The sequence below is a fragment of the Shewanella algicola genome (genome assembly GCF_014648035.1).
Classification (GTDB): Bacteria; Pseudomonadota; Gammaproteobacteria; order Enterobacterales; family Shewanellaceae; genus Shewanella; species Shewanella algicola.
Window position 1 is genome coordinate 1 of the sequence record NZ_BMQI01000172.1, and the last position, 580, is coordinate 580.

Sequence of the window (580 nt, forward strand, 5' to 3'; positions counted from 1 at the left end):
AACACAGTATTCATTTCCAGACGCCAAATACACGAAAAAAGCCCTAGCAGAAAACGCTAGGGCTTTTTTCGTATATAGGGTTTGAAATATCTACCCCGCAGTCCCCCGCCGCTGAGCGGGCCCTCAGCTTGAAACAAGTTTCTACGCGTTTCGAGGTTGCAATGTGCTGCGCACATTAAGCGCAACCTCTACACCCCTATGTGAGAGTAGGTCATTTCCAGGCGCTTAATTTCTCTGAAAAGAGAGTGATACCAATTCCACTAATTATCTGGTCACTCAACGGGAGTTCTGTGCCTTCTAGGCAAGTAATACCATTTATACCATTTACATTAAATATGTGATCTATTTGGTTGTCATTTCCTTATTTCAGTATCGATGAATAATCTTAATCTTGCCGCATTAGTTAAATCGGAGAAAAGCGCACGTAAACGTATGCGTTATCTCGCCTTACTTCATTTTACCGAAGGTCATTCTCGTACTGCTATAGCTAACATGTTCAAGGTCAGTAGAACCAGTATAAATGCTTGGGTTACTCATTATTTAACTCATGGCATTAGCGGCCTAGATGATAAACATAATC

General features: G+C 41.6%; 1 protein-coding gene. It reads left to right on the forward strand.

All coding sequences use genetic code 11. The annotated features are described in order from the left end of the window. Nucleotides 1–375: 375 nt before the first annotated feature. On the forward strand, nucleotides 376–580 hold a 205-nt coding region (locus tag IEY42_RS22280), incomplete at its 3' end, for a helix-turn-helix domain-containing protein (RefSeq protein WP_188927343.1).